Here is a 23,224-nt window from a genome sequence, read left to right as displayed (position 1 = left end):
AAACGATCGATCGTTTGTGTGTTCAGTTGTAAATCTTTAATTCAACTTATATAGTATTATAGGACTGTAACGAATGTTGCTGTTTTCTTAACTTGTTGACCATGAGAAGCACTCATTTGTCTAGTCTGAACTTTCAACAAACTACAAAAACAAAATTAATCCTAATTCGAAGACATCCTTATTTGATAAAACGATATAAATTCAACAGAGGGATAAAAAATGAGTAAAGCAAAAATTATATTTACTACCATGACAGGCGTTATCATAGGGTTAATCGTTAGTCTTTTATTATTAGTCATAAAAAGTACCGCAAAAGATTTTTTAAAAACATACTCCCTCGATTGGGTTATTGATGCGCTACTCTTTATTGTATTTATTTCCATTGTAGTTCAATATATCCAAAAGAAAAGAAAAACTTGAAAGAAAGGATGCCCTCATGCGAAGGCATCCTTATTTTTTACTTCTTCAAGTTGTAGAATGTTTTCATTCCATCGTATACTGCTGTTTCACCTAGTTGATCTTCAATGCGAAGCAATTGGTTGTATTTCGCGACGCGGTCTGTGCGTGATGGGGCACCTGTTTTAATTTGACCCGCGTTTGTTGCGACGGCGATGTCTGCGATGGTGCTATCTTCTGTTTCACCAGAACGGTGGGAAATAACAGCTGTGTAGCCTGCGCGTTTTGCCATTTCAATCGCTTCAAATGTTTCTGTTAATGTACCGATTTGGTTTACTTTAATTAAGATCGAGTTGCCAACACCTTGCTCAATACCTTGTGCTAATTTTTTCGTATTTGTTACGAATAAATCGTCACCGACAAGTTGTACTTTTTTGCCAAGGCGTTCTGTTAATAGCTTATGACCAGCCCAGTCGTTCTCATCTAAGCCGTCTTCGATCGAAATGATCGGATATTTGTTGACAAGCTCTTCATACCAAGCAACCATTTCTTCTGACGTTTTCACAACGCCTTCGCCTTCTAAATGGTATTTGCCTGTCTCTTTATTGTAAAGCTCAGAAGATGCCACGTCCATCGCAAGCATCACTTCTGTGCCTGGTTTGTAGCCTGCTTTCTCAATCGCTTCGATAATTGTTTCAAGCGCTTCTTCGTTTGATTTTAAGTTTGGAGCGAATCCACCTTCATCACCAACCGCTGTATTGTAGCCTTTTGCTTTTAATACAGATTTTAAGCTATGGAAAATTTCCGCACCCATACGAAGCGCTTCGCGGAAGTTTGGTGCGCCAACTGGCATAATCATAAATTCTTGAATGTCAACGTTGTTATCTGCATGCGCACCGCCATTTAAAATGTTCATCATTGGCACTGGCAATGTTTTTGCGTTAAATCCGCCTAAATATTGATATAAAGGAATACCTAAGTAATCAGCAGCTGCGCGTGCGACAGCCATCGATACGCCAAGAATAGCGTTCGCACCTAATTTCCCTTTATTTTCTGTACCATCTAAAGCGATTAATGCACGGTCGATGGCAACTTGCTCTGTTACATCGTAGCTACCGATTAACGATGGCGCGATCACCTCGTTTACGTTTTTCACTGCTTGTAATACACCTTTACCGAGGTAACGGTCTTTGTCGCCATCGCGCAATTCAACCGCTTCGTATTCTCCTGTTGATGCTCCGCTCGGAACAAGCGCGCGTCCAAATGCACCAGATTCTGTATATACTTCTACTTCTACTGTCGGATTTCCGCGAGAGTCTAATACTTCACGAGCATAAATGTCAATAATTGTTGGCATCATCCATCTCTCCTTTTAATTTTAGTTTTGAATTAATGTTTTTCCTGTCATTTCTTTTGGTTGTTGTAATCCGAGTAAATCGAGCATCGTTGGCGCTAAATCGCCTAAAATGCCATCTTGGCGAAGCGTAATGCCTTTTTTCGTCACGATAACAGGCACCGGATTTGTCGTATGCGCCGTATTCGGACTACCATCTGGATTTAACACTTCATCGGCATTTCCGTGGTCTGCCGTAATGATTGCAATGCCACCTTTTCCGATAATCGCATCGACAACTTTTCCTAAACATTCATCGACCGCTTCGACTGCTCGAATGGTCGGTTCTAGCATTCCAGAGTGACCGACCATATCCGGATTTGCATAGTTTAAAATAATCGCATCGAATTTGTCTGCGTCAATTTCTTTTAGTAGCGCTTCTGTCACTTCGTATGCGCTCATTTCGGGTTTTAAGTCGTATGTTGCTACTTTTGGCGAGTCAATTAAAATACGCTCTTCGCCAGGGAACTTCTCTTCACGTCCGCCGCTCATAAAGAATGTAACGTGCGGATATTTTTCCGTTTCAGCAATGCGCAGCTGTTTTAATCCGTTTTGTGATAACACTTCGCCAAGCGTATTGTCAAGGTTCGTTGGCTTAAATGCCACGTACCCTTTTACTGTTTCACTAAAGTGCGTTAAGCATACGAAAAATAAGTTTTTCGGATGTTTCGGTCCACGATCAAATGAACGGAAATCGTCATTCGTAAACGTGTTTGAAATTTGAATCGCACGGTCAGGACGGAAGTTGTAGAAAATGACCGCGTCGTTATCTTGAATCGTCGCCACTGGTGATCCGTCTTCGCGAACGATAACAGACGGCAATACGAATTCGTCATAAATGCCATTTGCGTAGGAATCATCGATGCACGCAAGCGGATCACGGTACGATGGACCTTCGCCATATACCATCGCGCGATACGCTTTTTCTACACGCTCCCAACGTTTATCGCGATCCATAGAGTAATAACGGCCAGATAACGTAGCAATTTCACCAACACCGATTTGTGCGATTTGTTCATTTAACTGTTGAACGTACGTTTTCGCTGTTTGTGGACCGACGTCACGTCCATCTAAAAAGCCATGAATATACACATGTTTGACGCCTTCTTTTGCCGCAAGCTTCAAGAGAGCAAACAAATGATTAATATGGCTATGCACGCCGCCGTCTGAAAGAAGTCCGAAAATGTGCAGTTTTGTTCCATGTTTTTTCACATGGTCCATCGCTGCTAAAAACGTTTCGTTGCGATCAAATTCTCCTTCGCGGATCGCGACATTGACGCGCGTTAAACTTTGGTACACAATGCGACCAGCACCAATGTTTAAATGACCTACTTCAGAGTTCCCCATTTGTCCTTCAGGTAAGCCAACGGCTTCCCCACACGCCGTTAACGTCGCATGTGGATATTCATTCCAATATCGATCAAAGTTTGGCTTTTTCGCTTGTGCGACCGCGTTGCCAAACGTTTCTTCACGAAGAGCAAATCCGTCTAAAATAATTAGTGCTACTGGTTTTTTGCTCATTTTCCTGCCTCCACGAGTTGTAAAAACGATTGTGGTTGTAAGCTTGCACCGCCAACAAGCGCACCGTCAATGTGCTCTTCCGCTAAAAATGCGCCGATATTTTCCGGTTTTACGCTACCACCGTATTGAATGCGTATCGCATCAGCAGCTTGTTGTGAGAATTTGTTCGCAATGACTTGGCGAATGTAGCCGCATACGTTGTTTGCATCGTCAGCTGTGGACGATTTTCCCGTTCCAATCGCCCAAATTGGCTCATAGGCGATGACGACTTTTTTTACTTGTTCTTCCGTTAAGCCTTCAAGCGCTTTTTCAACTTGTGCGCCGACCACTTCGTTTGTCCGATTGCTTTCACGTTCTTCTAACGTCTCTCCGCAACAAACAATCGGTACAAGTCCGTGTTTAAACGCTGCAAGCACTTTTTTGTTTACTGTTTCATCTGTTTCCGCAAACATTTCACGGCGTTCGGAGTGCCCGATGATGACATACTCGACCCCGAGATCTTTTAACGCAACAGGGCTAATTTCGCCTGTAAAAGCACCTTGATCTTCAAAATGCATATTTTGCGCACCAATTTTCACATTTGTTCCTTTTGTCGCCTCAACTAAATGGGCTAAAAATAGCGCTGGGGCGCATACAACCGTATCCACTTGCTCGTTTGAAAGAACGGCATGTTTCACTTCTTCAACAAATTGAAGCGCTTCTTGTAACGTTTTATGCATTTTCCAGTTTCCTGCAATAATCGGCTTTCGCATCGCTTTTAGCTCCTTTCTTACTTATCATTTAAAGCTACGACACCTGGAAGTTGTTTTCCTTCCATAAATTCAAGCGACGCACCGCCACCTGTTGAAATGTGATCCATTTTGTCTGCAAGTCCAAATTTCTCAACTGCTGCTGCTGAATCCCCGCCGCCGATGACCGTATATGTACCTTCTGCATCAGCAAGCGCTTGTGCCACCGCTTTTGTCCCTTCCGCAAACGCATCCATTTCGAATACGCCCATCGGACCGTTCCAAATAACAAGTTTTGATTTTAAAATGACATCGCGGTACAATTCACGCGTTTTCGGACCGATATCAAGCCCTTCCCAGTCGCTTGGAATTTCGTCGATGTTCACTACTTTTTTGTTCGCATCGTTTGAAAAATCATCAGCTACGACTGCATCCACAGGCATGTAGAAATTCACGCCTTTTTCTTTTGCTTTTTCCATGAAAGATTTCGCTAATTCAATTTTATCCTCTTCTAATAACGATTTTCCGATTTCGTGGCCGAGCGCTTTTACAAATGTGTACGCTAACCCGCCACCAATAATTAAATTGTCAACTTTGTCTAATAAGTTTTCGATGACGCCAATTTTATCTTTTACTTTTGCGCCGCCAATGATTGCTGTAAATGGACGGTCTGGATTTGACAATGCCTTTCCTAATACTTCAATCTCTTTCTCCATTAAGAAGCCAGCAACAGCAGGCAAGTGATGGGCAATCCCTTCTGTCGATGCATGCGCACGATGTGCCGCACCGAACGCATCGTTGACATATACATCAGCAAGTTCTGCAAATGCTTTTGCTAACTCTGGATCGTTTTTCTCTTCGCCAGGATAGAAGCGTACGTTTTCAAGCAACAACACATCGCCTTCATTCATTTCGGCAATCGCAGCTTTCACCGCATCGCCATACGCTTCATCTGTTTTCACGACGCGCTTGCCGAGCAGTTCGCTTAAACGTTCCGCCACAGTAGTGAGGCGCATTTCTTCAACAACTTTTCCTTTCGGACGGCCAAGATGGCTCGCCAAAATCACTTTTGCCCCTTGCTCCATTAAATATTGAATCGTTGGGAGCGCAGCGCGAATGCGCGTATCGTCAGTTACAACACCGTTTTGCATTGGCACGTTAAAATCGACGCGGCAAAAGACACGTTTCCCTTTCACATCAATGTCACGAACTGTTTTTTTGTTCATGGAAAGGCCTCCTTATTCGTGTGATACATAGAAGGGGAGTGGGGATGATCCCCGCTCCCCTTCTCGGTATTTCCAACTATTTATTATAAACCGTTTTGGGCAAACAATCCAAAAAATTATAAGCCTTTTGACGCAATGTATGCAGCAAGGTCAACAACGCGGTGAGAGTATCCAGTTTCGTTGTCGTACCAAGAAAGAACTTTCACCATGCGACCTTCCATAACCATTGTTGAAAGCGCATCGATTGTCGAAGAAGCTGTTGAGCCGTTGTAGTCACGAGAAACAAGTGGCTCTTCGCTGTAAGCAAGAATGCCTTTTAACTCGCCTTCTGCCGCTGCTTTTAACGCTGCGTTTACTTCTTCTACTGTTACTTCTTTTTCAAGTTCAGCAACAAGGTCAACAACAGATACGTTTGGTGTTGGTACGCGCATTGCCATACCGTTCAATTTTCCTTTTAATTCAGGCAATACAAGCGCCACCGCTTTTGCTGCACCTGTTGATGTTGGAATGATAGATTCCGCTGCCGCACGCGCACGACGTAAATCTTTATGTGGTAAGTCAAGAATTTGTTGGTCGTTTGTATACGCGTGAACAGTTGTCATCATACCGCGGATAATACCAAATTTTTCATGCAATACTTTTGCAAATGGCGCTAAGCAGTTTGTTGTACAAGATGCGTTTGAAATTACATGATGGTTTGTAGGGTCATATTTGTCTTGGTTTACGCCCATCACGATTGTAATGTCTTCATTGGTCGCAGGGGCAGAAATGATGACTTTTTTCGCACCTGCTTCTAAATGTTTCGCTGCGTCTTCGCGTTTTGTGAAGCGTCCTGTTGATTCAACAACGATGTCGACACCAAGCTCGCCCCATCCTAAGTTTGCTGGGTCGCGCTCTGCTTTTACGATAATTTCTTTCCCGTTGACCACGATGTTATTGCCGTTTACTGTTACTTCTGCATCTAACGTGCCGTGAACAGAGTCATATTTCAAAAGATGTGCTAACGTTTTTGCATCTGTTAAGTCGTTAACTGCAACGACTTCAATTTCAGGATTTTTTAATGCTGCGCGGAATACGTTACGGCCGATACGACCAAAACCGTTAATACCAATTTTTACTGCCATGTTTTTTCCTCCTTTGGAATTGTAGGGATATATTTTAGAGGGATGAATCATCCCGTACTAACTGTTTTGCTGCACCTTCGTCTGTAATTAAGATGCACCGATTTGCCTGCTTTATATACGCCCGAATGGCTTTCGCTTTCGAAGCCCCACCCGCGACCGCAATGACGCAAGGGACGTGGCGTACATCTTCAAGTTGAATACCGACTGTGTTCACTTTATGAACAACTTCCCCATGTTGATTAAAGTAATAGCCAAACGCCTCCGCCACCGCTTCGTTTTGCTCAATTTTTTTCATGTCCTCCGGCGGTGTTTTTCTCCGTTCCGCCATCGTTTTCGCATCACCAATACCATGAATGACGATCGTCGATGATTTGATTAAGTCGAGCACTTCTTTAATGGCGGGTTCTTCAATAATTGATTGATACGTTTCAGCACTCAATTGATCAGGAACATGTAGCAAACGATAATGTCCCATTGCTTTTTCAGCCATGCGCGCACAAATCGTGTTTGCTTGATTTGTTACATCTTCTCCAAGCCCACCGCGCGCTGGAACAAATAGTACATCACGGTATTTGACATCAGGTGTCATCATTTCAGCAACCGCAGCAAGGGTTGTTCCACCAGTTACTGCTACAATGTCATTTCCCTTTAGTGAGTGTTTTATACGTGAGACACAAGCTCTTCCCATCTCTCTTTTCACCCAAGGAGAAATGTCGCTATCACCGACAACGACAATGACATCTTCGACTGGAAGTTTGTTTTTTATTTTTCTTTCCAATTCTTTTAGCCCTAACACTTCTCGCATCATATCTTCGAGTTGCATGAGCACGTCATTTCCTTCTGGTGTGACACTCATGCCTGTAGCTGTAATATCAACTAAGTTTTGTTCTTTTAAAAACTGCACTTCCGACCGCAAGACGCGCTCACTAATGCCTAAGTTGAGCGACAACGTTCGCCGTCCGATCGGTTGCATTAAGCGAATGTGCTGCAAAATTTCATACCGTTTTTGCATAATAGCGAGAAGATCAGGCAACAATTTTCGTTGAACATCAATCCATTGTCGCATGACTTATTCTTCCTTTTTACTCACTTTTTTCTCTACTTGGACACTTTAAGTCCCGCTATGTCATATTGTGTCCCGCTTGATCTAAAAAAATTCGCCCCTGCTACAACTTTATTGTAACAGGAAGCGCATCGTTATTCAACTACTTCGCATTTGTTGTAATCGCTTTCTTATGACATCTTTGTGAATGCGGCCATATGCGATGATTTCTCCATCGATTTCGATAACAGGAATCATAAGATGATACCGTTCGAGCCATCGTTCGTCTTTGTAAATATCGATTTCTTCAAATTTAACTTGCAGCTCATGAAGAATAGCTTTTGCTTCATCGCAAAGGCAGCAGTTTTCTTTTGAATATACGACGACTTTCATGTTTTTTCCCCTTTATGCATATTGCTTTCGTTTTGAAGCTGGTGGAATATGAAGTTGCTCGCGATATTTAGCAACTGTCCGTCTTGCCACGCAAATATTGTAGCGTTGCTCAAGTAAATCAGCAATGTTTTGATCAGAGAGAGGTTTTTGCCCATTTTCCTGCTTTATTAATTCGGCAATTAAACTTTTTACTTTTTCTTGAGACACATGTTCATCTACACCACTTGTAAAAAAGCGACGCATGTCAATTAAACCGTGGGGCGTTTGCATATATTTATGTTTTACTGCGCGGCTCACAGTAGATTCATGAATGTGTAGCTCTTTCGCAATATCGCGCATCGTTAACGGCTTTATATAAAGAGGCCCCTTTTCGAAATAATCACGTTGTTTGTCAAGTAATTGCCATGCAATTTGTTCAATCGTTGTTGACCGTTGGGCTAAACAACGTTGTATCCATTGAAATTGTTGACGCTTTTCTTCAATGTATGTTTGGACAGATGGATCATCGGTATGCACTTTTCGTTCATATGCTTCATTCCACACGACTGTTGGGGTCATCTCTTCGTTTATTGTTACTGTCCATACACCATGATCATACGAAACGATCACATCGGGTACGATGTACGTCAATTGTCCATCATTGTATAAACTTCCCGGACGTGGATGCAAAGTGCGAATGAGTTCCCACACGCGCTGTAAATCTGCTAACTCCACACCTAGTTTCGCTTTTACTTCTTTCCATTTTTTATTGACAAACGGCTCGAAATACCCCGTCACAATCGTCTCTGCTAGCTCATCTCTTTGTGGAAGACGAATGAGTTGCAAATATAAACAATGCGATAAATTCTCTGCTCCTACCCCAGCAGGATCAAGTGAACGTAACATATGAAGTGCTCGTGACACAATCGTTTCTTCTAGCTGAAGATGGCAAGCTGCCTCTGCAATTGTTGTATGCAAATAACCATATTCATCAAGTGACGCAATTAAATAATCAAGTGCTCTTCTCTCTTTATCACATATATACATTCCGACAAGTTGAGCATGCAAATAAGAAGCGAGCGAACGATTAAAAACGCTTACATTTTCAATATCATGTTTCTGATCCGTTCGTTCTCGTCGCTTACTTACTGTTCGTTTTCGTTTGCGTAACTTGATAAATGGATTTTCAAGCGCCTGTTCATGTAAAAGCGATTGTAGCTCTAACGTCGAATATTGCAACAATTCAATCGCTTGTACAAGCTCTCTTGTCAACGCAACTTTTAGCTCTTGCCTTTGCGTTAATTGCATCTCCATTCATGCCATCTCCCTTCATCCTCATTTTATCATCTCTGCAAGGGAGAGACGATAAAAACATATTGGATGTTTTTTCTACTATGCATATGCACCGACGGCATGTTATCATTCTTATCGAACAAGCGAGCAAGCCTCGCAAAATTTATCCATTCGTCCGGTGCGGCTCACCGGACTTTATTTTTTATGTAAAAAACCCTGCTTGTTATACAAGCAGGGTTTCATAACGCCCTCGGCAGGATTCGAACCCACGCTAAGAGAACCGGAATCTCTCGTGCTATCCACTACACTACGAGGGCATAACGATAAATGCACTTACCATTATAGTGAAGAAGAAAAAAAAATGCAATAGCGGTGGCGTTTAAAATTTCGGAAAGCGGAAACGATGAAAGAAGGGATGCAGAAGAAAAAAGGCGAATACATATAAGTAAAAGGTATTTCATTTGACCTTTATTGACCTTTTTTGTATGATAAAAGTACATAAAAAAACGAATGATCGGAGGAGGAAAAGTATGAACTTAATTCCTACAGTTATTGAACAAACGAGCCGTGGAGAACGAGCATATGACATTTATTCTCGCCTGTTAAAAGACCGCATTATTATTTTGGGAAGCCCGATTGACGATCATGTTGCGAACTCAATCGTTTCTCAGCTTTTATTTTTAGCTGCCGAAGATCCTGAAAAAGACATTTCCCTTTACATTAACAGCCCTGGTGGATCAATTACAGCAGGCATGGCAATTTACGATACAATGCAATTTATTAAACCAGACGTATCGACGATTTGTATCGGTATGGCCGCTTCTATGGGCGCATTTTTACTCGCAGCGGGCGCCAAAGGAAAACGTTTTGCATTGCCAAATAGCGAAATTATGATTCATCAGCCGCTTGGTGGCGTACAAGGTCAAGCAACAGAAATTGAAATTGCAGCGAAACGTATTTTATTCTTGCGCGACAAATTAAACCGCATCTTATCTGAAAATACAGGTCAACCAATCGAAGTCATCGAGCGCGATACAGATCGCGACAACTTTATGACAGCAGAAAAAGCAAAAGAATACGGTTTAATTGACCGCGTATTAACACGCGTCGATGAAAAATAAAACAAGGCGGGAAAACCGCCTTATTTTATTATGATTCTTGTTCAACATATTGAACGAGCTTATTTAACGCTTCTTGTTCATCTGATCCATTCGCATAAATGGTAATGACAGCTCCTGAATGAATCGCTAAGCTCATTAATCCCATAATGCTTTTCGCATTCACTTTTTTACCGTCTTTTTCAATGTAAATATCAGCTGAAAAACGGTTCGCTTCTTGAACAAACAACGCTGCTGGACGCGCTTGCAACCCTGTTTTTAACCGTACTTCCACTTGTTTTTCTACCATCATGCATTCCTCCCATGGTTTATAAAGATTTATGAAAATCAATAGGCTGACCGGCACGAAGTCGTTCAGCAATTTCATCTAATTTGCGCAGACGATGGTTAATGCCAGATTTGCTAATTTTCCCGCCAGAAACCATTTCTCCGAGCTCTTTTAGCGTCACATCTTGATACTCAATGCGCAATTTCGCAATTTCACGAAGTTTTTCTGGCAGTTGATCGAGCCCAATCGTCTCGTCGATATACCGAATGTTTTCAACTTGGCGCAACGCTGCTCCAATGGTTTTATTTAAATTAGCTGTTTCGCAATTAACGAGCCGATTGACCGAATTGCGCATATCGCGCACGATGCGCACATCTTCAAAGCGGAGTAGCGCTTGATGCGCTCCGATAACGCTTAAAAACTCCGCAATTTTCTCCGCTTCTTTTAAATACGTAATAAACCCTTTTTTTCTTTCTAACGTGCGAGCATGTAAATAAAAAGCCGTGTTCATCAGTTCACAAAGCGATTCGTTATGTTCACGATACAGTGAGAAAATTTCTAAATGATAAGACGACGTTTCCGGGTTGTTCACAGATCCCCCTGCTAAAAAGGCTCCACGCAAGTACGAGCGCTTGCAACATTTTTTTTGCACAAGCTCTTGTGAAATGGAATGAACGAACGAAAACCCTTCTTCCATAATTTTTAAATCAGATAGTAGTTCATTCGTCCCTTCAACGACGCGTACAATATATACATTGTTTTTCTTTAAGCGCATTTTTTTACGTACAAGTAATTCAACAGCTACGTCATATCCTTTTTTTAATAATGTATAAATACGCCTTGCAATCGCGGCATTTTCCGTTTGAATATTTAACAACAGCCGCCGGTTTGAAAATGAAATGGAACCGTTCATTCGAATTAAAGCAGATAACTCTGCCTTTAAACAACAAGGCTTCACTTCGATACTCGTTAATTCCTTCTTCGTTTCCGATGCAAACGACAACAATCTCACCTCCTATGAATATGTGCCATGCGAAGGAGGTGCAAGAAGCGAAACGAGCAACGCCGCTATTTTTTTCGTATCATGCCGGACCGTTCCATCTCGTTCATCAATGAGCGCATCACAAATAACTTGTAAACCGAGCGCTTCTAGCTCTCGTATATCACAAACGACCGGTGCGGCAAATTCTTGCGCATATCGCTCTTTTGTTTCTGGCAAAATCGGGGCATCATTTACAATGACTGCATCTAAAAATGCACACCCCATATGATCATAAAGCGCTTGCACATGATCGCTCGCTGTATAGTTTAATGTTTCTCCTGCTTGGGTCATGACGTTGCATATATATACTTTTTTCGCTTTCGATTTACATACCTCTTCGCCAATTTTAGGAACGAGTAAGTTCGGTAAAATGCTCGTGTATAAACTGCCGGGTCCAATAACAATTAAGTCTGCCGTCCGTAATTCCATAATCGTTTCTTCAAGCGGTTCTATATTTTCTGGGGTTAAAAATACACGTTTAATTTGTTTCCCCGAATACGGAATTTTTGACTCACCCGATACGATCGTTCCGTCTTCCATTTCAGCATGCAAAACGACACTTTCATTAGCAGCCGGCAACACTTTTCCACGTACATTCAACACTTTCCCCATTTCACGGACGGCACGTACAAAATCGCCAGTAATCGACGTCATTGCTGCTAAAATTAAATTGCCAAGCGAATGACCTGATAACCCGTTTCCGTTTTCAAATCGATGTTGAAATAATTCGATAATAAGCGGTTCTACGTCAGAAAGAGCTGCAAGCACATTACGAATATCTCCAGGCGGAGGCATATCGAGTTCATCGCGCAATCTTCCTGAGCTTCCACCGTCATCTGCAACGGTAACAATCGCTGTTAAATCGACATCGTATTGTTTAAGCCCTCGAAGCAACACAGGAAGACCCGTCCCCCCACCGATGACAACAATTTTTTTCATCGATGCGTATCCTTTCTTTTTGCAATATCTCGATGTGATACGTGCGTTGTATACTCGTCAGCAAAATAACGACCGATATACTCTGCTAACGTAACGGAACGATGCTGTCCACCCGTGCATCCAATTGCAATGACAACTTGACTTTTTCCTTCCCGTTTATAATGTGGAATCATAAACGAAAGCAAATCCGTTACTTTTTCAATAAATTTTTGCGTTTCTGTCCACTTTAATACATAAGATGATACTTCTTCATCCAAACCGGTTTTTGGACGCATATGCTCAATATAATGCGGGTTCGGTAAAAAACGAACATCAAAAACGAGATCCGCATCAATTGGCAAACCGTATTTAAAACCAAATGAAACAACATTAACAGAAAATGTTGTCATTGCAGGTGTCGCAAATGTTTGCACAATTTTTTCACGCAGTTCACGCGGTTTTAAGTTGGACGTGTCAATAATCATTTGGGCGCGCCCTTTTAATTCTTCAAGTAACTGGCGCTCAAGCTTTATCCCTTCAAGCGGCAATCCGCTAGGCGCAAGGGGATGTGAACGACGCGTTTCTTTATAACGGCTCACAAGCGTAGCATCACTTGCATCTAAAAATAAAATTTGTGGGGTTACCCATGACGTTTCCGCTAAATCATCAAGTGCGGCAAAGAGGCGGTCAAAAAAGTCACGGCTCCGCAAATCCATGACGAGTGCAATTTTATTCATTTTATTGCCCGATTCCCGAATTAATTCAAGAAACTTCGGTAACAATGTTGGCGGTAAATTATCGACACAAAAATAACCTAAATCTTCAAAGCTTTGAATGGCGACCGTTTTTCCTGCCCCCGACATCCCTGTAATAATAACCATTTGAACATGTGCTGAACCTGTGCTCATCGCCCTTTCCCCTTTCTTTAACTCGGATCAAGCCGGTAAGACAACAACTCAAATTCCTCCGTATACGTAAACGTGCCATACATGATTCCTGTTCCCTTAACGACGTAATCAATAATATGATAATCGCCTGGCGCCATCGGCAACGTTGGAATTCGTTCAATTGGATGCCAAGCGAGCTCCCCTTCTTCACATTGTAATACGTTTTCACCGTCAAAATGTTCCGCAAAAAACGTAAACATCATCCATTCGGAAACGACTTCTTCCCCTCGCTTCATTACAAACGTAAATACACCTTTTAATTGAGGTTTTTTCAAATAAACACCTGTTTCTTCACGATATTCTCGCACACAAGCTTCACGTATCGATTCCCCTTGTTCCATTTTCCCACCGGGCGCTACCCACCAACCGCGCCGAGGTTTTTTTAACAAAAGAACGTGTCCGTCTTTTACTAATACACAGTTCGTCACTCGTTGCAACGTCGGTTCACCTCAATAATGAATATATTTTTTTCATTATACTATTTCTTACAAAAGGTCACAAAGTATAAATTTTGAAACGTTTTCATGACCGTAAGCAAAAAAGAAAGCACGGGACGAAAGCCCGTGCCAACAAGTGTATATAAAAAGGGGGTCAATTACTTACTTTTATCATACTCTTTTATTGTTTCAAGCGTGTTACAGTTCAATTAAAGCAACATTACGTTTTCGTTACTGAATGTTAAGCTTTTCCTTTAGTTCTTCCACGTAATGTTGTGCGCTTTGTGCCGCAATGCTACCATCACCTGTTGCTGTAACAATTTGGCGAAGCGACTTTTCCCGAACATCTCCCGCAGCAAAAATGCCCGGCACTTTTGTTTCCATGAGTTCATTCGTTTCAATGTAGCCATTTTCATTCATAATGCCAAGTGAAGCAAACGGCTTTGTCAATGGCACCAGCCCGATGTAAATAAACACACCATCACATGGAAACTCGCGCTCTTCCCCTGTTTGTGTATGAACGAGCGTGACACTACCGACTCGACCATCTTTTTCGTTAATTTGCTTGACTGTATGATTCCAAATAAAATCAATTTTCTCATTCGCAAACGCTCGTTGCTGTAAAATTTTTTGCGCACGCAACTGGTCGCGACGGTGAACGATTGTCACTTTACTTGCAAAACGCGTTAAATATACACCTTCTTCAACTGCAGAATCTCCACCGCCTACAACGACAAGTTCTTTCCCTTTAAAAAACGCGCCGTCACATACTGCACAATATGAAACACCGCGTCCCCCTAATTCTTTTTCACCAGGAACGCCAAGCTTTTTATACTCCGCTCCTGTCGCAATAATAATGGCACGAGCTTTATATTGTTGATTACTTGTTACGACTGTTTTATATTCCTCACCATCAATTACTTCTTTTACATCGCCATATGCATATTCAGCACCAAATTTTTTTGCGTGTTCAAACATCTTTGTCGCCAATTCTGGTCCAAGAATATGGTCATAACCTGGATAGTTTTCTACTTCTTCAGTATTTGCCATTTGACCGCCCGGAACACCGCGCTCAATCATAAGCGTCGATAAATTCGCCCGAGAAGTATATACTGCTGCTGTCATTCCTGCAGGTCCTGCACCAACAATAATGACGTCATAAATTTTTTCTTGTGACACGTTTCTTCCACCCTTTCTTTATGCATGGCTTTCCATTTTATCGTTTCCACATTTCTATCGTAATACAACAAAAGAAAAGGCGTCCATTAACTTGCTCATTCGTGCCACTGTTGTTTAATGATTTTCACATACTTCCCGACCGTCGCAACAGATACACCGTAACGCTCTGCAAGCATACGCTGCGTCACACGTTGACCGCGCTGCCTGCGAAACATATATTCAAATGCCGCTGCCCATCCCTCATGATTCGAAAGTGAATCAATTTCCTTTATCGCCTTAACAAAGAAAGAAAACCAAGCTATATATAAAGGCTCATATTCAAACCCATTATGTTGAATAAGCAACGTCACAATGCAATGGGCATCAACAATATATGTCGGCACTTGTTTTTCATCGCCATATACGTATTCGCTCCACTGCTGTAGAAGTGGATGGGACCATGATTGCTTTGGAAACGGACAATCGTTTAGTGTAAACGACTTGCTGATTAAATATAACGCATATAATGAAGAAGCAACATCTTGCTTTGCAAATAACGATTGAATGTGTTCGATCGTCTGTTCCCGATAACGCCACGGTTCGCTCCCTTTTTTATCAGGATGAAGCAAAATGAATTTGTTCCACATCGACTCCGCTAACATACGATATCCCATATGATATGCCGTATATGCATACCAATAATAAAACGGAGCGTCCCCTTCAAAACCGCGGCGTTGTAACTGACGCAACCATTGAAACGCCAAATCATAACGCCCAACAATCGCAAACGTCACACCAAGCTTATACCGATGTTCAAAAGAAATCGGATATACATTTTGTAACGACTGGATGAGTGAAAACAGTCGCTCTTGCTCTTGTAAATAATATGAAAACACCGCATCGTTGCAAAGGGCATGTAAATTTCCTGGATTTTGCTTCAAAATGTATTCGATCGTTTGTCTCGCTTTTGGAACGTTGCCTTCATAAAAATAAGCTAACGCTAAATTGTTGTACGCTGCCCAATTTTCTGGATGTTGTTCAATCATTTCTTCAAACAAAGCAATCGCTTCTTGAAATTCCCCTTTTTCAAGCAACGCACGTGCTTGTTCTTGCTTCATTAACATATCATCGTAATTAAACCACTCATTGTCATCTTGTTCAATCGTTAAAATGTCTAATAAATCGAGCGTATACTCCGCAAACTCCCCATCAGGCTCGCGCTCCATATACTGTTCAGCATATTTTGTCGCCTCGCCAAATAATCCTAGATGAGCATAATTGTTGGCCAAAAAATAAAAACATTCCGTTAAATCGTCATTATGTTCAATAATACGCAACAGCCATTCGTTCGATTGCGTATATTCTCCCAATTCTGACAACACAATCGCCAGTTGGCAAGCAAATGTACTTTGTTCTGGCTCGAGTTGCACCGCACGTTGCAAATACGCTTTCGCTTTACGCAAATCGCGGCGACGATAACATGCGACACCTTTATTAAAAAAGTACGTACCGTCTTGAATAAACGGGATGACTTTTCCGACACGTTTTTGCAAATGTTTTTCCATCGAACCCTCCATGTTGATTTCTTTCACCGAAAGAAAGTATACCACATTTTCGTTCCAGAACAACATGGATGGGCGAAAAAGCGTTACCGATGACGCTCCGCTAATACAGAAAGCACATCATCGAGCGACACACGCTGTTCACGCAACAAAACGAGCAAATGATACAATAAATCGGCTACTTCCCATCGCAGTTCTTCTTTTGAACGGTTTTTTGCCGCAATAATGACTTCTGCTGCTTCTTCCCCAACTTTTTTAGCGATTTTATCGATTCCTTTATCAAATAAATATGTCGTATACGATCCTTCAGGACGTTTTGCCTCACGTTCCGCAATGACCGACTCTAATACGTTTAAAATGGCAAAACGATCTGGTTTGGCAACAGGCTTTTCATCTTGCAACCGATGATGAAAACAAGAATATTCTCCCGTATGGCACGCTGGTCCTTTCGGCTCAACAAGAATAAGGAGTGCGTCCGCATCGCAGTCGTAACGAATATCAACCACTTTTTGTACGTTCCCAGAAGTTTCCCCCTTATGCCATAACATTTGCCGAGAGCGGCTATAAAACCACGTTTCTTTCGTTTCCAACGTTTTTTGCAACGACTGTTCGTTCATATATGCTAACGTCAGCACTTCTTTACTGTGCGCATCTTGGACAATCGCTGGCACAAGCCCTTGTTCATTAAATCGAACATCTTTTACACTCATCGAACGTTTACCCCCTTTTCGCGCACGTACTGTTTCACTTGTTGGACAGACGTTTCTTTATAATGAAAAATCGAGGCAGCTAGCGCTGCATCCGCTTGAGCCATTTGAAACACATCAACAAAATGTTGAGCGCACCCTGCTCCCCCCGATGCAATGACAGGGACGGGCACCGCTTCACTTACTCGTTTCGTTAACTCTAAATCAAAACCATCTTTTCCACCATCGCGATCCATACTTGTTAATAAAATTTCTCCTGCCCCGCGCTTCACAGCCTCTTTCGCCCAGTCAACGACTTCCCAATCCGTTGGGCGGCGACCGCCGTGCGTATACACGCGCCACGACTGCATCGTTGGATCGTACTTCGCATCAATTGCCACGACGATACATTGCGAACCAAAAAATTGCGCTCCTTCTGTAATAAGCTCGGACCGCAACAATGCCGATGTATTGACAGACACTTTGTCCGCACCCGCACGCAAAATCGTTTTCATATCTTCTAATGTGCGAATGCCACCTCCGACAGTAAACGGAATGGCAAGCTGCCCAGCGACACGTTGAACGACGTCCACCATCGTTTTTCGACCTTCATGTGACGCAGAAATATCTAAAAAAACAAGTTCGTCCGCCCCTTGTTCATCGTACACGCGCGCAAGCTCAACCGGATCACCCGCATCGCGCAACGAAACAAATTGCACGCCTTTCACGACGCGTCCATCTTTCACATCTAAACAAGGGATAATGCGCTTTGTAATCATTTCCCCACCGCCTTTAACGCCGCAGCGACTGTAAACTGATTTGTATATAACGCTTTGCCGACAATCGCTCCAGCTACTCCTTCACTTTCGAATTGCTTTAAGGCACGTAAATCATCGAGCGAATGAATACCCCCCGAGGCGATGACACATTTATTCGTCGCTTTAGCTAACCGAACGACTGCCTCGATATTTGGTCCTGATAGCATCCCATCTGTCGCAATATCTGTAAAGATAAACGTTTCTGCTCCAGCTTCCGCAAGTTGCTTGCCAAGCTCAACCGCTTCGATCGTCGACGTATGCGTCCACCCTTCTGTCGCAACAAACCCATTTTTCGCATCAATGCCGATGACAATTCGCTCACCATACGTGCGAAGCATCGCTTTTACAAATGGAGGATTGGAAATGGCTGCGCTCCCTAAAATGACGCGCGCCACACCTTGTTCTAAATAATATGCGACATCTTCTTCGGTACGAATGCCGCCGCCAACTTGAACGTTCACCCCAAGCGTCTTTGCTATTTCAACGACGAACGTATCATTCACTCGTCTACCTTCTTTCGCCCCATCTAAATCGACCATATGAATCCATGTCGCACCTTGTGAAACGAACGAACGAGCCATTTCTACTGGCGAGTGTCCGTATACTGTTTCTTGATTGTAATCTCCTTGCACGAGGCGAACGCACTTCCCACCGCGTATATCGATCGCTGGATAAATCGTAAACATTAGTCTCTCTCCCTTTCTACAACCCTCGCATAATTTTGCAATAGACGCATCCCGAGTGTTCCGCTTTTCTCCGGGTGAAATTGCGTTCCAAATATCGTTCCACGTCCAACGACCGCAGGAACTTCTACATCATATTGGGCACTTGCTAACACGACGGTTGGGTCATCCGCTTGCACATAATACGAGTGCACGAAATATACGTGTCCTCGCTCAACGTGATCAAAAAGCGGGGACGGCTGATGGAAAACGAGTTCGTTCCATCCCATATGCGGCACTTTATATCGCTTTCCTTCTTTTGTCATTCCTGCAAAGCGAACGACGCGACCTGGGAGCAACTTCAATCCCGACGTCAAACCGTTTTCTTCGCTTTCTTCAAACAACAGTTGCATGCCTAAACAAATGCCGAGAATCGGCTTTCCTTTCGCTACTTGTTCGTGAATAAACGAATCAAGCTTCGTTTCTGCTAAAATGTGCATCGCATCTTTAAATGAACCAACACCAGGCAAAATGAAACCATCTGCTTGACGCAACTTGTTTTGATCACTTTCGACGATATACGACACGTTTAGTCGATCTAGTGCTTTGCTGACGCTATATAAATTACCCATGCCATAATCAATAATGCCGATCATCTACAACATTCCTTTCGTTGACGGTACAGATTTGACACGCGGATCAATCATCGTGGCTTCATCTAACGCGCGGGCAAGTGCTTTAAACACCGCCTCAATCATATGGTGCGTATTACGCCCATAATGAACGATGACATGTACATTCATTCGCGCTTCTAATGCTAGTTTCCATAAAAATTCATGCACTAGCTCGACGTCAAACGTCCCGATTTTTTGACTCGGAAACTCCCCACGGAACTCAAGATGCGGGCGATTGCTCACATCAATAACGACTTGCGCGAGCGCATCGTCCATCGGAACGAACGCATTTCCGTATCGTCTAATTCCTTTTTTATCACCGAGTGCGCGGCGAATCGCCTGCCCTAAACAAATACCGATATCTTCTGTCGTATGATGGTCGTCAATATGCGTGTCTCCCTTTGCATGAACAAACAAATTAAAATGCCCATGCTTTGTAAATAAATCAAGCATATGTGTTAAAAACGGTACACCTGTGTCCAGCTCCGCTTTTCCTTCTCCATCAATCGCAAACGTAAGCTCAATTTGTGTTTCATTTGTCGCTCGTTGAATTGTCGCTGTCCGCATCATTTGTCTCCCCTTTTTAACCGTTCCTCTACTGCTCGTGCGTGTGCTTCAAGCCCTTCTAACCGTGCAAACGCCGCAATTTTTTCCGCATGTTGCTGCCATGCTTGTTGACTATAAAAAATGATGCTTGATTTCTTCATAAACGCATCAACTGTTAGCCCAGACGAAAAACGGGCAGTTCCATTTGTCGGCAACACATGATTCGTCCCCGCAAAATAATCTCCCACCGGTTCAGAACTGTACGGGCCTAAAAAGATCGCGCCGGCATGTCGAATATCACTTAATATTTCAAACGGTTCAGCCGTCATAATTTCTAAATGTTCTGGCGCTAATTCATTCACGACATTAATCGCTTGGTTCATCGTATCAGTCACATAAATAACGCCATATTCATTCATCGCTTTTTGGGCAATTTCTTTTCGCGGAAGGGTAGCAAGCTGTTTTTCTACCTCTTCCTCTACTTTTAAAGCAAGTTGTAAAGACGGTGTCACTAATATACTAACCGCTCGTTCATCATGTTCTGCTTGCGATAATAAATCAGCAGCAATTTCATTCGGCTTTGCCGTCTCATCCGCTAGCACGACAATTTCACTCGGTCCTGCAATCATATCAATGTCGACTTGACCGAACACTTCCCTTTTAGCAAGTGCGACATAAATGTTTCCAGGTCCAAAAATTTTATCGACTGGCTCGATCGTCTCCGTACCGTATGCTAGTGCTGCAATTGCTTGGGCGCCGCCAACTTTATATATCTCTTGAACACCGAGTTCACATGCCGCAACAAGAACAGCGGCAGGCAACGTTCCACGTTCATTTGGCGGGGAAACGATGACAATACGCTTCACTCCAGCTACTTGCGCGGGAATGACATTCATAAGCACCGATGACGGATAAGCAGCCGTTCCGCCCGGCACATATAATCCGACTGCATCAAGCGGTGTTACTTTTTGTCCGAGAATCGTTCCATCTTCGCGCGTCATAAACCACGATGTAGCACGTTGACGTTCGTGATATTCTCGAATGTTTTGCGCCGCTTCACGAATGATATGCACCATTTCTTCATCAATGAGCCAATATGCTTCTTCAATTTCTTCTTGCGTAACAGCAAACGTATCAAAGGAAATGCCATCAAACATTTCCGTATATTTTTTTAATGCGACATCTCCGTTGTTTCGCACATCATGAATAATTCGTTTGACTGCTTGTCTTTGCTCTTCCGTTCCGCTTTCGATCGTCCGCCGAAGCGAAACTGTCCCTTGTACACGCTCAATTTTCATTGCATTCCCCCGCTTTCTCGATCGCATATGTTAAACGATCAACCATTTGTTCAATCGCCCGATCTTGCATGCGATAACTAACTGGATTGACAATAAAACGCGATGTTACATCAACAATCCGTTCTAATTCAACAAGCCCATTTTCTTTTAACGTTCGCCCTGTCGAAACAATGTCGACAATTCGTTCCGCTAAGCCAATGAGCGGAGCTAATTCAACGGAACCATTTAGTTTAATAATTTCCACTTGCTCCCCTTGCTCGCGAAAATAAGTCGATGCGATATTTGGGTATTTTGTAGCCACTCTTGGCGCAATCGGATGAACATGTGTATTCGGGAGCCCTGCCACCGCCAAATAACAAGGGCTAATGCGCAAATCTAACATTTCATACACATCTCGCTCTTCCTCAAGGAGCACATCTTTCCCAGCAATGCCGACATCAGCAACTCCATGTTCCACATATGTCACAACGTCCATCGGCTTCGCTAAAATAAAGCGTAGCTGTTCATTTGGGACGTCAATCATTAGTTTTCGGGAATGTTCTAAGTCATCAGGAATTTCATAACTCGCTTGTTTTAACAATGCGAGCGCCTCCGTAAAAATACGTCCTTTTGGCATCGCAACCGTCAGCATGATCGTTCATCCTTTCCGCGTTTCCCTAATACGTACACGACATCGTCAAATGATGCAGTGAATTGATCCATATCCTGAATACCTGCAACTTGTTGCAATACAACTTTTTCCCCTTTTCGCCTCATTTCCGCTGCTTTCGCGTACGCCTCCGTAAAACGTTCTTGACTAAAAATAATGCACGTCGTTTTTTCATCATTGCGCCCTTCGCTAAGCGCTTCCATTAAGCGATCTAACCGAACGCTGAATCCTGTCGCAGGCGAGGGGCGGTGAAATTTCGCCAACAATTCATCATATCGCCCGCCGTTCCCAAGTAAAAACCCAACGTTTTTCGCATACACTTCAAAAAGAACGCCGGTATAGTAGCTCATATGACTCACTAAGCTCATATCCAATTTCACCATATCGGTAACGCCATATTGGTCAACATACGTCCATAATTGTTCTAATTCATCAAGAGCACGTCGCTCCACTTCTGTTGTCGCAAACGCTTTTGCTTCCACAACGACTTCCTTTCCACCTCGTAATGTTAAAAGACGTAAAAGGCGGTCGCGGTCGATCGAAGAAAGGGGCAAAGATTTCACGTGTTCACGATAACCGACATAGTTTTTTTCGTACAAAAAGCGACGTAACGTTTCTACGCGTTGTTCGTGACGCAAAATATCGAAAAACAACGCATCAACATAGCCCATATGACCGATCGTCACAGTGAAATCGCGCAATCCTGCCCGCTTTAAAGCAAAAATCATTAAACTAATCACTTCTGCATCAGCATACATCGTGCCGTCGCCAATGTATTCCACCCCCACTTGCTCAAACTCTGCTGGTCTTCCTCCTTCACGCTGCTGAGCACGAAACACATTCGCCGCATACGCTAAACGAAGCGGACACCCTTCCTTATATAATTTCGATGCTGCTAGGCGAGCAATGGGAGCAGTCATATCTGGACGCAACACGAGCGTATGCCCTTCCCGATCGAGCAACTTAAATAACTGCTGATCTAAAATCGCCGATGCGGCGCCAACCGTTTCATCATATTCTAACGTCGGCGTTTCAATAAACGAATATCCCCATGTTTCGATTTCTGCCATCATTGCTTCCCTTAATGCACGTTTTGTTTTATATACATCTGGCAACGTATCTCGCATGCCGAGCGGCTTTTCAAACATAAATACTCTCATTTTTTTCCCGTCCTTCTTTTACTTTAATTCGCTAATATATTAGCAAAGTAAAGTTTGTTATTTGTAGTTTACTCCTCGTTTTTCATTTCGTCAACTACAAACTCATTCGATTTTTTTCGACTTAATTCCTTTTTTCTGTGAAAATAAACAATCTATAGTGGGTTATTTTCATGCTTGTTGGAGAGC

General features: G+C 42.8%; 25 protein-coding genes and 1 tRNA gene. 2 read left to right on the top strand and 24 right to left on the bottom strand.

Annotated features, from left to right (window positions below):
- Positions 1-219: 219 nt before the first annotated feature.
- Positions 220-420: a hypothetical protein gene (locus tag ACYQY7_RS08550; protein ID WP_461201641.1), complete on the top strand. Its 201-nt coding sequence runs from the start codon at positions 220-222 to the stop codon at positions 418-420.
- Between the two features lie 37 nt (positions 421-457).
- Here the strand turns inward: ACYQY7_RS08550 and eno are convergent, their stop codons facing one another.
- From eno to ACYQY7_RS08505, 9 genes are all read right to left on the bottom strand, one after another.
- A complete protein-coding gene (eno, locus tag ACYQY7_RS08545; RefSeq protein ID WP_461201640.1) occupies positions 458-1,753 on the bottom strand; it encodes a phosphopyruvate hydratase in 1,296 nt (431 codons plus the stop codon).
- Between the two features lie 21 nt (positions 1,754-1,774).
- Complete coding sequence (gene gpmI, locus ACYQY7_RS08540) at positions 1,775-3,310, bottom strand: 2,3-bisphosphoglycerate-independent phosphoglycerate mutase (RefSeq protein WP_461201639.1); 1,536 nt, start codon at positions 3,308-3,310, stop codon at positions 1,775-1,777.
- On the bottom strand, positions 3,307-4,062 hold the full coding sequence (tpiA, locus tag ACYQY7_RS08535) for a triose-phosphate isomerase (protein WP_461201638.1): 756 nt from the start codon (positions 4,060-4,062) through the stop codon (positions 3,307-3,309). The genes gpmI and tpiA overlap by 4 nt, the downstream gene beginning before the upstream one ends.
- A gap of 17 nt (positions 4,063-4,079) precedes the next feature.
- Positions 4,080-5,264, bottom strand: a complete 1,185-nt coding sequence (locus ACYQY7_RS08530; RefSeq protein ID WP_461201637.1) for a phosphoglycerate kinase — start codon at positions 5,262-5,264, stop codon at positions 4,080-4,082.
- A gap of 116 nt (positions 5,265-5,380) precedes the next feature.
- Positions 5,381-6,388, bottom strand: a complete 1,008-nt coding sequence (gap, locus tag ACYQY7_RS08525; RefSeq protein ID WP_461201636.1) for a type I glyceraldehyde-3-phosphate dehydrogenase — start codon at positions 6,386-6,388, stop codon at positions 5,381-5,383.
- Positions 6,389-6,422: 34 nt separating this feature from the next.
- Positions 6,423-7,454 carry a sugar-binding transcriptional regulator gene (locus ACYQY7_RS08520; RefSeq protein ID WP_461201635.1) on the bottom strand — a complete coding sequence of 344 codons (1,032 nt, stop codon included), beginning with the start codon at positions 7,452-7,454 and terminating at the stop codon, positions 6,423-6,425.
- A gap of 135 nt (positions 7,455-7,589) precedes the next feature.
- Positions 7,590-7,823, bottom strand: coding sequence for a glutaredoxin family protein (locus ACYQY7_RS08515; protein ID WP_461201634.1), 234 nt, complete (start codon positions 7,821-7,823; stop codon positions 7,590-7,592).
- Positions 7,824-7,835: 12 nt separating this feature from the next.
- A complete protein-coding gene (rpoN, locus tag ACYQY7_RS08510; protein WP_461201633.1) occupies positions 7,836-9,116 on the bottom strand; it encodes an RNA polymerase factor sigma-54 in 1,281 nt (426 codons plus the stop codon).
- Between the two features lie 224 nt (positions 9,117-9,340).
- Positions 9,341-9,412, bottom strand: a tRNA-Arg gene (locus ACYQY7_RS08505).
- Positions 9,413-9,580: 168 nt separating this feature from the next.
- On the opposite strand from ACYQY7_RS08505, the gene clpP reads away from it, so the two are divergent.
- On the top strand, positions 9,581-10,216 hold the full coding sequence (gene clpP, locus ACYQY7_RS08500) for an ATP-dependent Clp endopeptidase proteolytic subunit ClpP (protein ID WP_081957734.1): 636 nt from the start codon (positions 9,581-9,583) through the stop codon (positions 10,214-10,216).
- A 28-nt stretch (positions 10,217-10,244) separates the two neighbouring features.
- On the opposite strand, the gene ACYQY7_RS08495 is transcribed toward clpP, so the two are convergent.
- From ACYQY7_RS08495 to ACYQY7_RS08425, 15 genes are all read right to left on the bottom strand, one after another.
- A complete protein-coding gene (locus tag ACYQY7_RS08495; RefSeq protein ID WP_183243824.1) occupies positions 10,245-10,502 on the bottom strand; it encodes an HPr family phosphocarrier protein in 258 nt (85 codons plus the stop codon).
- A 19-nt stretch (positions 10,503-10,521) separates the two neighbouring features.
- Positions 10,522-11,484 carry a DNA-binding protein WhiA gene (whiA, locus tag ACYQY7_RS08490; protein WP_461201632.1) on the bottom strand — a complete coding sequence of 321 codons (963 nt, stop codon included), beginning with the start codon at positions 11,482-11,484 and terminating at the stop codon, positions 10,522-10,524.
- A gap of 12 nt (positions 11,485-11,496) precedes the next feature.
- Positions 11,497-12,462: a gluconeogenesis factor YvcK family protein gene (locus tag ACYQY7_RS08485; protein WP_461201631.1), complete on the bottom strand. Its 966-nt coding sequence runs from the start codon at positions 12,460-12,462 to the stop codon at positions 11,497-11,499.
- The gene (rapZ, locus tag ACYQY7_RS08480; protein WP_461201630.1) at positions 12,459-13,349 is read right to left on the bottom strand and encodes an RNase adapter RapZ; all 891 of its coding nucleotides are present in this window, start codon (positions 13,347-13,349) and stop codon (positions 12,459-12,461) included. Before rapZ ends, ACYQY7_RS08485 begins: the two co-directional genes overlap by 4 nt.
- A 17-nt stretch (positions 13,350-13,366) precedes the next feature.
- Complete coding sequence (locus ACYQY7_RS08475; protein ID WP_461201629.1) at positions 13,367-13,825, bottom strand: NUDIX hydrolase; 459 nt, start codon at positions 13,823-13,825, stop codon at positions 13,367-13,369.
- Between the two features lie 231 nt (positions 13,826-14,056).
- The gene (gene trxB, locus ACYQY7_RS08470; protein WP_461201628.1) at positions 14,057-15,004 is read right to left on the bottom strand and encodes a thioredoxin-disulfide reductase; all 948 of its coding nucleotides are present in this window, start codon (positions 15,002-15,004) and stop codon (positions 14,057-14,059) included.
- A gap of 95 nt (positions 15,005-15,099) precedes the next feature.
- Positions 15,100-16,548: a tetratricopeptide repeat protein gene (locus tag ACYQY7_RS08465; RefSeq protein ID WP_461201627.1), complete on the bottom strand. Its 1,449-nt coding sequence runs from the start codon at positions 16,546-16,548 to the stop codon at positions 15,100-15,102.
- 83 nt (positions 16,549-16,631) lie between these two features.
- On the bottom strand, positions 16,632-17,255 hold the full coding sequence (gene hisIE / locus ACYQY7_RS08460; RefSeq protein WP_461201626.1) for a bifunctional phosphoribosyl-AMP cyclohydrolase/phosphoribosyl-ATP diphosphatase HisIE: 624 nt from the start codon (positions 17,253-17,255) through the stop codon (positions 16,632-16,634).
- Positions 17,252-18,010 (bottom strand): imidazole glycerol phosphate synthase subunit HisF, encoded by a 759-nt coding sequence (hisF, locus tag ACYQY7_RS08455; RefSeq protein WP_461201625.1) that lies wholly within the window; start codon positions 18,008-18,010, stop codon positions 17,252-17,254. The genes hisIE and hisF overlap by 4 nt, the downstream gene beginning before the upstream one ends.
- Positions 18,007-18,735: a 1-(5-phosphoribosyl)-5-[(5-phosphoribosylamino)methylideneamino]imidazole-4-carboxamide isomerase gene (gene hisA / locus ACYQY7_RS08450; protein ID WP_461201624.1), complete on the bottom strand. Its 729-nt coding sequence runs from the start codon at positions 18,733-18,735 to the stop codon at positions 18,007-18,009. Before hisA ends, hisF begins: the two co-directional genes overlap by 4 nt.
- On the bottom strand, positions 18,735-19,367 hold the full coding sequence (gene hisH / locus ACYQY7_RS08445) for an imidazole glycerol phosphate synthase subunit HisH (RefSeq protein ID WP_461201623.1): 633 nt from the start codon (positions 19,365-19,367) through the stop codon (positions 18,735-18,737). The genes hisA and hisH overlap by 1 nt, the downstream gene beginning before the upstream one ends.
- Positions 19,368-19,955, bottom strand: coding sequence for an imidazoleglycerol-phosphate dehydratase HisB (gene hisB / locus ACYQY7_RS08440; protein WP_461201622.1), 588 nt, complete (start codon positions 19,953-19,955; stop codon positions 19,368-19,370). It abuts the gene before it with no gap.
- Positions 19,952-21,229: a histidinol dehydrogenase gene (gene hisD / locus ACYQY7_RS08435; protein WP_461201621.1), complete on the bottom strand. Its 1,278-nt coding sequence runs from the start codon at positions 21,227-21,229 to the stop codon at positions 19,952-19,954. The genes hisB and hisD overlap by 4 nt, the downstream gene beginning before the upstream one ends.
- On the bottom strand, positions 21,219-21,860 hold the full coding sequence (hisG, locus tag ACYQY7_RS08430; protein ID WP_461201620.1) for an ATP phosphoribosyltransferase: 642 nt from the start codon (positions 21,858-21,860) through the stop codon (positions 21,219-21,221). The genes hisD and hisG overlap by 11 nt, the downstream gene beginning before the upstream one ends.
- On the bottom strand, positions 21,854-23,038 hold the full coding sequence (locus tag ACYQY7_RS08425) for an ATP phosphoribosyltransferase regulatory subunit (RefSeq protein WP_461201619.1): 1,185 nt from the start codon (positions 23,036-23,038) through the stop codon (positions 21,854-21,856). The genes hisG and ACYQY7_RS08425 overlap by 7 nt, the downstream gene beginning before the upstream one ends.
- Between the last annotated feature and the right edge of the window lie 186 nt (positions 23,039-23,224).

The sequence above is a fragment of the Anoxybacillus sp. TBDG-1 genome, assembly GCF_054815885.1.
Note: the sequence above shows the minus strand (reverse complement) of the source record. Positions and strands in the feature narration are given on the sequence as shown.